Annotated in this window: 5 protein-coding genes; 4 read left to right on the forward strand and 1 reads right to left on the reverse strand. The window is 71.9% G+C overall.

The window, feature by feature from the left end:
* Positions 1-979: MFS transporter (locus tag AWZ10_RS16655; protein ID WP_079104383.1), on the reverse strand; the 979-nt coding region annotated here is incomplete at its 3' end.
* Positions 980-1062: 83 nt separating this feature from the next.
* Between AWZ10_RS16655 and AWZ10_RS16660 the strand changes: the two genes are divergently transcribed.
* From AWZ10_RS16660 to AWZ10_RS16675, 4 genes are all read left to right on the forward strand, one after another.
* Positions 1063-2037 carry a LysR family transcriptional regulator gene (locus AWZ10_RS16660; RefSeq protein ID WP_046708791.1) on the forward strand — a complete coding sequence of 325 codons (975 nt, stop codon included), beginning with the start codon at positions 1063-1065 and terminating at the stop codon, positions 2035-2037.
* Positions 2038-2348: 311 nt separating this feature from the next.
* Complete coding sequence (locus tag AWZ10_RS16665; RefSeq protein ID WP_244172507.1) at positions 2349-3344, forward strand: hypothetical protein; 996 nt, start codon at positions 2349-2351, stop codon at positions 3342-3344.
* Complete coding sequence (locus tag AWZ10_RS16670; RefSeq protein WP_079104384.1) at positions 3344-5716, forward strand: bifunctional polysaccharide deacetylase/glycosyltransferase family 2 protein; 2373 nt, start codon at positions 3344-3346, stop codon at positions 5714-5716. The genes AWZ10_RS16665 and AWZ10_RS16670 overlap by 1 nt, the downstream gene beginning before the upstream one ends.
* On the forward strand, positions 5713-6894 hold the full coding sequence (locus AWZ10_RS16675) for an acyltransferase family protein (protein ID WP_046708174.1): 1182 nt from the start codon (positions 5713-5715) through the stop codon (positions 6892-6894). The genes AWZ10_RS16670 and AWZ10_RS16675 overlap by 4 nt, the downstream gene beginning before the upstream one ends.
* The last annotated feature ends 289 nt before the right edge of the window (positions 6895-7183 follow it).

Consider the following 7183-nt stretch of genomic DNA (forward strand, 5'->3'; position numbering starts at 1 on the left):
CGCGCAGCGCCCCGTAGGCGAGCCCCGCCGCGCAGGAACCGGCCGCCTGGAGGCCGAGGATCAGGCCGGCCGCCGAGGCGTGGCCCCGGGCGTCCGCGTAGGCGATGGTGACGACCTCCAGGGAGCCGAAGACCGCGCCGGTGGCGAGGAAGACGGCGAGGAGGGGCGGGATGCCGGGGCTGCGGAGGGGGGACCTCGCGGTCGTCCGGCCGGTGGGGGGCGGTTCCGTGGTGCGCTGGGCGGCGAAGACCAGGACGCCGGTCATGCAGAGGATGCCGCCGACGAGGGTGCCGGCCTCGGGGAACAGGGTGGTGCAGAGGAAGGCCGCGATCACCGGACCGAGCATGAAGCAGAGTTCGTCCGCGGCCTGTTCGAAGGAGTTGGCGGTGTGCAGGGCGGCGGGGTTGTCCTTCAGGAGGTGGGCCCAGCGGGCTCGGGACATGCCGCCCGTGTTGGGGACCGTGGCGGTGGCGGCGTAGGAGGCGAAGAGGGTCCAGGCGGGGGCGTTCCAGTGAGCGCAGGCGATCAGGGAGAGGTTGCCGAGGAAGGCGAGGGCGGTGGCGGGGACGGCGATCCTGGCCTGGCCGTGGCGGTCCACCAGGCGGGCGGTCCAGGGGGCGACGAGGGCGGTGGCGGCGAGGCCGGTGGCGACCACCGCGCCGGCCAGGGCGTAGGAGTCCCGGGAGGCGGCGATCATGAGGATCGCGCTGACGCTGAACATGCCCATGGGGAGGCGGGCGATGAGGTTGCCGGCGGTGAAGCGGAGGGTGCCGGGCTTTTGGAAGAGGGCGCGGTAAGGGGTGGGGGTGGTTGTGCGTCGGCGGGTGCGGGTTCGTCGTGGCTGGTCGCGCAGTTCCCCGCGCGCCTTTCGGGGCGCTGTCGTCGGGCGGCGGCGAGGGGCGAAGTCGGCTGCCACCAATGTGTCGGCGGTGACGGTCAGCAGGGGCGCGGAGGAGTGTTCGGTCGGTGGATGCGGCATGCGGCCACCGTCGCCCCGATCATGATCCACCGTCCAACACTTACTCCGTGGCCATTCACGCACCCCGGTTGTAAATTCGCCGGATGTCTGTCGCCCCCTATGCCATCGATCCCCGGCTCCTTCGTGGCTTTCTCGCCGTCGCCGAAGAGCTGCACTTCACCCGGGCCGCCGCTCGCCTCTATGTCGCCCAACAGGCCCTCAGCCGGGATGTCCGGCGGCTGGAGCGGGAGTTGGGGGTGGAGCTGTTTCTGCGGACGACTCGGCAGGTGGTGCTGACGGGGGACGGGGAGCGGCTGGTGCCTTATGCGCGGCGGGTGGTGGAGGCGCAGGAGGAGCTGGTGGCCGCGTTCCGGCAGGCGCGGCCCCTGTTGGTGGATCTGAATTCGCCGGGGTTGGCCACGGGGGCGCGGGTGCTGCGCCGGGCCCGGGAGATCGTGCCGGAGCTGGAGCTGATGGCGCGGTACGAGAGCGGGCTGACCCATGCGGCTGCCGAGATCCTCGCGGGGCGGCTGGACGTGTCGTTCGGGAGGTTCGCGGGGCTCGAACCGGCGGTGCGGGCGCGGCTCGCACAGCAGCCGGTGCGGTACGAGCCGATGACGGTGATCCTGCCCGAGGACCACCGGCTGGCCGGGCTGGACGCCGTACCGCTGGCGGAACTCGCGGGTGAGCGGGTGTACGCGGGCGCCGGGAATCCCCGTACGCCGGAGTGGACGGAGCTGGCGCGGCGGCTGTTCGAGGGGCGGGGGATCGAGGTCGCGGCGCCCGCCCCGCTGGCCGTGGGGGAGGAGGAGTTCCAGCGGATCATGGCCAGGACGAGGTCGCCGGTGCTGGCGGTGGTGGACTTCCCGTCCATGCCGGGCACGGTGGCGCGGCCGCTCGTCGACCCCGTGCCGCTGTCGCCCGTCTCGCTGGTGTGGCGGAAGGGGTTCGCGCATCCGGGGCTCGACGCGTTGCGGCGGGCCGCCGCCGAGTTGGCGGGGGCGGAAGTATGGCTGTCATATCAGGAGGACGGGTGGATTCCGGTCACAGATGCACTCATCATGATGACCTTCACCTGACATCACACACATAGACATCTCTCCCACCCCTACATTCGGGGCCCGGGTGTGTGTGATGGGCGGGGCGCCCCGGATCGGGTGGGGGTCCGGTCCGGTACAGGAAAGTGCGACAGCCCGGCATCGAACACGCACCTGAACGATCCCGTGGGGGGAAGTGCGTGCACGTCGAGAACTGGCCCAAGGGCATTCAGCCGAAGGGCTTTCAGCCGAAGCGGACCGATGGCGAAGTCGAAGGCCTCGGTCGAGGCCGTGGTGGTAGTGGCTCCGGGGGCGAGGTGGTCTGGCCCGAGGCCGCCGACAGAACGGGAGCGGTGTCCCGGACCGAGCGGGACCACGGAAGGGAGATCTCCGGCCAGGCGGGGATCACCGGGCGGCCGGGCACCGGAGTGCCTCGCCAGCCGACCGCTTCCGGGGCCCCAGAGGTCCCGGGCACGGCGGGACGGTCGGGTGCCGTCCCGGCGCCCTGGGAGCAGCCCGACCAGCCGGGACGCAATCACGATCCGCACGAGGTGACCGTGCAACTCGACGGTGTGGGGCGCGAAGTGGACGAGGGACCGGGCAGGCACGCGGGCAAGGACGGGGACGCGGCGGGCGCCGGTCAGGACTCCGACGGGCCGGTCTTCGTCGACGAGTCGGGGCGGCGCAGGAACATGTACCGGCGGCTCGGTATCGCCGTCGGCACCGCCTGCGCGGCGTACGCCGTGGTCATCGTCGGCACGCTGGTGTCGGGCAACTCGGACGCCCCCTGGCTGCCGGTGCCGATGCAGAAGGACGACAAGCCGGCGGGCAAGGTGGACACACCTCCGCTGCCGGCCGAGTCGGACGACCGGTCCGACGAGGCGGACGGCTTCGTACCGGACGCGGGTCCGGGCGGGGGCCGTACGGGAGCGACGTCCTCGCCCGCAGCCAAGTCCCCGACCGGCTCGTCGGGCAGGGCCAGGCAGCCGGAGAAGTCGGCCAGTGCCAAGCCGTCGGCCGGGCCCAGCGCCGGCGTGACGCCGAAGCCGAAGCCGAGTACCGGCGTGAAGGACCCCGAGCCGTCCGCCTCCGCGCCCGAGCCGCCGAAGGTCGACCCCAGCCCCTCGGCCTCGCCCCCGCCCTCACCCTCGCCCTCCGAGACGGGCGGACCCGGCCCCGGCTCCGCTCCGGACTCCGGCACGGACACCGTCGCCGACGGCCCGGCGTCCCCGGCGCCCGTCGAGCCCGCCACGTCGACGCCGGAGACCTCGCAGAGCCCGCAGGAGCCGTCGAGCCCGCAGGAGCCGTCGAGCCCGCAGAGCCCGCAGAACCCGGAGACCCCCGCCTGATGGCCCGTTCCAAGCGCGGCGGCACGCCTTCGCGTGCCGCCAAGCGCCCTACCCGCTCACCGCGTTCACCGAAGAGCCCCGAGGGCGGCACGGCCGGCGACACGGTGGACAACCCGTCCGGCAGTACGGCTGCGAGCACGGCCGGCGGCTCCGCGAACGGCTCCTCGAATCGATCGCGGAAGAGCCCGCGCAAGAGCAGGCAGAAGCGTTCCGGGCGGCGGGTGCCGCTGCGCCATCTGCTCCCCTGTGTGCTGCTCCTCGCCCTGATGGCCATGCTGATGCTGCGCGGATACGTGCACAGCGAGATCCTCGCGGACCACCGGGTCGGGCCGCCCGTGGCGAACGACCGGGTGCCGAAGAAGATACTGAAGGGCGGGCCCGTGATCGACACCCGCTCGGGCCGCCAGATCGGCCTCGACGTCCCCGACTACGAGCTGGTCCTGACCTTCGACGACGGGCCGGACCCCGAATGGACCCCCAAGGTCCTCGACGTGCTGAAGAAGCACGAGGCCAAGGCCGTCTTCTTCATCACCGGCACGATGGCCTCGCGCTACCCGGACCTCGTCCAGCGGATGGCCGACGAGGGCCACGAGATCGGCCTGCACACCTTCAACCACCCGGACCTCTCGCTCCAGTCCAAGGACCGCATCGACTGGGAGCTGTCCCAGAACCAGCTCGCGCTCGCGGGCGCCGCCGGCATCCGCACCTCGCTGTTCCGGCCGCCGTACTCCTCGTTCTCGGAGCAGATGGACAACCGGACCTGGCCGGTCACGCAGTACATCGGCAGCCGCGGCTACATCACCGTCGTCAGCGACACGGACAGCCAGGACTGGGCCCGGCCCGGCGTCGACGAGATCATCCGCCGGGCCACGCCCGAGCGCGGCGACGGCGCCATCGTGCTGATGCACGACGCCGGCGGCGACCGCTCGCAGACCGTCGCCGCGCTGGACCGGTACATCAGTGGACTCCAGGTCAAGGGCTACAAGTTCGACACCCTGACCGGCGCCCTGAAGGCGCCCAGCGCACACACCCCGGTCACGGGCCTCGGCCTGGTGAAGGGCAAGGTCTGGGTGACGCTGGTGCAGGTCTCGGAGAAGACGACGAGCGTCCTCGTGGTCGCCCTCGCGGTCGTCGGCGTCCTCGTCCTCGCCCGCTTCGGCCTGATGCTGGTCCTGTCGATCGCGCACGCCCGCAAGGTCAGGCGACGCGGTTTCCGCTGGGGTCCGAACGGGCCCGTCACGGAACCGGTGTCGGTGCTCGTCCCGGCGTACAACGAGGCCAAGTGCATCGAGAAGACGGTCCGTTCGCTGGTGGCGAGCGACCACCCCATCGAGGTGCTGGTCATCGACGACGGCTCCAGCGACGGCACCGCCCACATCGTCGAGGAGCTGGGCAAGGACCTGCCGGGCGTCCGCGTCGTACGGCAGCTCAACGCGGGCAAGCCCGCCGCCCTCAACCGGGGCATCGCCAACGCCCGGCACGAGATCATCGTCATGATGGACGGCGACACGGTCTTCGAACGGTCCACCGTCCGCGAGCTGGTCCAGCCCTTCGCCGACCCCCGCGTCGGCGCGGTCGCGGGCAACGCCAAGGTCGGCAACCGCGACAGCATGATCGGAGCCTGGCAGCACATCGAGTACGTGATGGGCTTCAACCTCGACCGCCGGATGTACGACATCCTGCGGTGCATGCCGACGATCCCCGGCGCGGTCGGGGCGTTCCGGCGCGAGGCCCTCGAACGCGTCGGCGGCATGAGCGAGGACACCCTCGCCGAGGACACCGACATCACCATGGCCATGCACCGCGACGGCTGGCACGTCGTGTACGCCGAGAACGCGCGGGCCTGGACCGAGGCCCCGGAATCCGTCCAGCAGCTGTGGTCGCAGCGCTACCGCTGGTCGTACGGCACGATGCAGGCGATCTGGAAGCACCGGGGCGCGATCTTCGACCGCGGCGCGTCGGGCCGGTTCGGGCGCGTGGGCCTGCCGCTGGTGTCGCTGTTCATGGTCGTGGCGCCCCTGCTGGCCCCGCTCATCGACGTGTTCCTGCTCTACGGGCTGATCTTCGGGCCGACGGAGAAGACGATCGGCGCCTGGCTGGGCGTCCTGGTCGTCCAGGTGGTGTGCGCCGCGCTGGCGTTCCGCCTCGACAAGGAGCGCATGACCCACCTGATCTCGCTCCCGCTCCAGCAGATCCTCTACCGCCAGCTCATGTACGTCGTCCTGCTGCAGTCGTGGATCACGGCGCTGATCGGCGGCCGGCTGCGCTGGCAGAAGCTGCGGCGGACGGGGGCCGTGGGGCTGCCCGGTGCGCCGCAGGAGCCGTCTCTGCCCCAACAGCGGGCGGACGGCGAGCGGAGGCCGGTCGGATGAGCACGCTCACGCGGGACTCCACCCCGCAGACGCCGTCGGCGCCACCCGCGCCCGGCCGGGACCGCTACTTCGACCTGCTCCGGGGCCTCGCCATCTTCCGGGTGGTGCTCTACCACCTCGCGGGCTGGAGCTGGCTGCCGCTCGTCTTCCCCTCCATGGGCGTGATGTTCGCGCTCGCCGGCAACCTCATGGCGCGCTCGCTCAAGCGCCCGGCACTGGGCGTCGTCAGGGGCCGGCTCCGCCGGCTGCTGCCACCGGTGTGGCTGCTGGGCGTCGTCGGTGTGACGGGGATGGTGGCCCAGGGCTGGGGGCCGGATCCGTACTGGCATCCCCTCTGGTGGTGGTTCCACCTCACGTTCTGGATCCTCCCGGTCAGCGAGCCGCCGTACGCCGACGGCCTGCCCGGGGTGCACGGCTTCATCGGCGCCGACTGGGCCGTGGAACTGGCCGGACCCCTCTGGTACGTCCGCACCTACATCTGGTTCGTCGTCCTCTCCCCGGTGCTGCTTCGCGCGCTGCGGAGGCTGCCGGTGGTGACGGTCCTCGCGCCGATCGCCCTGGCGGCGGTGTTCGAGCTGGGCTGGCTGGTCGTCCCCGGCGAGCGGCTCACCTCGGGGCTGACGGACTTCAGTACCTTCGGCGCCTGCTGGATCCTCGGCATGGCCCACCAGGAGGGCATCCTCAAGCGCCTCCCGAGGTACGTCGTGCCGTCCGTGGCCCCCGCGGTCGCCCTGGTCGGCCTCTGGTACGCCCTGCGCCACGACTACGGCGCCGACAACGACCTGGACGACATGCCGTTCGCCCAGTCCCTGTGGTCCGTCGCCGTGGTGGCGCTGCTGCTGCACCTGAGCCCGTCGTGGCCGCAGTGGCCGCCCCGGCTGCGCCGCTGGGACGGGGTGATCACCTTCCTCAACTCCCGTGCGGTGACGATCTATCTCTGGCACACCACCTGCATCATGATCGCCGCCGCCCAGTGGGACCGGCTGTGGGACGTGGCGTTCCTCGAACAGAACGCCCCGTGGCTGCTGGAGAGCGTCTGGCCCGTGCTGGTCCTGACCTGGCTGCTGGTCGTCGCTTGCGTCGTCGCGTTCGGCTGGGCGGAGGATCTGGCGGCCCGGCGGAGGCCGCGACTGTGGCCGAAGCGTGCGGATCCTGGGAGGGCCGGGGGAAGGTCCTGACGCGGGCGGTCACTTGCGGACGGTCGGTCATGTATTGACCGCGTAACCAACCGGGATACGCACTTGCGTACGACTGAGCGGGTGGTGGATGTTGGGCTGGCTGGAGGCAGGCGTTCTCGCACTTCTTGCCTCGCCGAAGCGACTCAAGGAGTGACACCCGCCGATGACTCAGCCTCCCGGCCAGCCGCCGTACGACGGTTACGGCGCCCAGCCGCCGCAGCAGCCGTACCCGGGGCCGTACACGCCCCCGCCGGCGCCCGGTGGCCAGATGCCCGGCCCGCCACCGGCC

Origin of the sequence: Streptomyces europaeiscabiei, from assembly GCF_001550375.1 — a bacterium.
In the GTDB taxonomy this organism is placed as follows: domain Bacteria; phylum Actinomycetota; class Actinomycetes; order Streptomycetales; family Streptomycetaceae; genus Streptomyces; species Streptomyces europaeiscabiei.